We start from the raw sequence: 1,496 nt of genomic DNA on the forward strand, positions 1-1,496 counted from the left end.
GGGGGGCGGCGGGGAGAAGGGAACCGATGTATGGGGCACCGCGTGGATGCTGATGCAGAATGCGGCGGTGACGGGGACCGCTGACCACGGTCCACGAACGCGAGTGGGGGAAACGTGTCGCGTTGGAAAGGGCTGCCCGAAGAACTGGACCCGCGTGTACGGCAGTTGGTGGTGCGATTACGGCGGGTGAAGGACCACAGCGGGCTGAGTCTGCGCCAGCTCGCGGCCAAGACGGGGTACAGCACATCGTCCTGGGAGCGCTACCTGGCCGGCAGGTCGCTCCCGCCCAGGGAGGCCGTGGAGGCGATGGCCCGACTCGGCGGTGACGACCCGGTCCGCCTGCTCGCGCTGCACGAGGTCGCCGCGGAGGCGTGGGTCAAGGGGCCGGACCGGCAGAGCGACCTGGCCGAGGACGGGACGGGCAGAGGGCCGGACCCGCAGAGCCCGCCGCCCGGAACGAAGTCCGGAACGAAGTCCGGGGCCGAGCCCGGGGCCGAGTCCGGGGCCGAGCCCGGGACCGAGCCCGGGGCCGAGCCCGGGACCGAGTCCGGGACCGAGCCCGGAACCGAGTTGAAGACCGAGTTGGGGACCGGCTCACCCCGGCCCCACGGCCGGGCACTGCGCATCACGCTCATCGCCGGTTCCGTGGCCCTGGTGCTGGCCGTCGCCGCCACGGTCCTGCTGGCCGTACGGCTCACGGACGGCGAGGGCGGAGCGGTCGCGGCCGACCTCACCGCCTCCGCCACGACGGCACCGGGATCGCCCGAGGAGTCGGCACGACCCCGGTACACCTGCCGGGCGGAGCGGATCGACGGCCGCTGGTACGCGGGCAACAGCCGCACCCAGAAGGCCGTCCTGGCGAACGGCCACGCCGGACCGGAGGTGGCCGAGGCCCAGTGCCTGCTGCGCGAGGCGGGCCTCTCCCCGGGCGCCGTGGACGGCATCTTCGGCCCGCACACGGAACGCGCGGTCAGGGCCCTTCAGAAGCGGGCCAACCTGGTCGTGGACGGCATCATCGGGCCGCACACCTGGAAGGCCCTGCGGGAATGACGCGGACCCCGCCGGGCCCGCTGCCGCCGGAACGCGCCCGCCTCGCCTCCGTGCTGACGGAGTTGAAGGCGGGCACGGGCCTGAGCCTGGCGGCCCTCGCGGCGAAGACGACCTTCAGCAAGTCGTCCTGGGAGCGCTACCTCAACGGCAGGACGCTCCCGCCGCGCCAGGCGGTACAGGAGCTGTGCCGCCTCGCGGGCGAACCGGAGGGCCGGTGTCTCGCGCTGTGGGAGCTGGCGGAGTCGGAGTGGAGCGGCCGGGCGGCGCCGACCACGCGTACGCAGAGGCCCGCGCCCACACACACTCCCGCGCAGCCGCACGCGCCCACACAGACGCCCGCGCCCACGCAGACGCCCGCGCCCACGGAGACACCTGCGACCAGGAATGCGGAGGTCAGACCTGCCACCGGCGGCAGGGGCGCGGTCATGGCGATCCTCGCGTCGGTG

The 1,496-nt window shown here is 74.3% G+C and carries 2 protein-coding genes; both read left to right on the plus strand.

The features are described from left to right. The first annotated feature begins 114 nt into the window (after nt 1-114). Nucleotides 115-1,050: a peptidoglycan-binding protein gene (locus CA983_RS43545; protein ID WP_244207356.1), complete on the plus strand. Its 936-nt coding sequence runs from the start codon at nt 115-117 to the stop codon at nt 1,048-1,050. After that, nucleotides 1,047-1,496: helix-turn-helix domain-containing protein (locus CA983_RS48715; RefSeq protein WP_143645830.1), on the plus strand; the 450-nt coding region annotated here is incomplete at its 3' end. The genes CA983_RS43545 and CA983_RS48715, both read left to right, overlap by 4 nt.

Source organism: Streptomyces swartbergensis (assembly GCF_002148965.1).
In the GTDB taxonomy this organism is placed as follows: domain Bacteria; phylum Actinomycetota; class Actinomycetes; order Streptomycetales; family Streptomycetaceae; genus Streptomyces; species Streptomyces swartbergensis.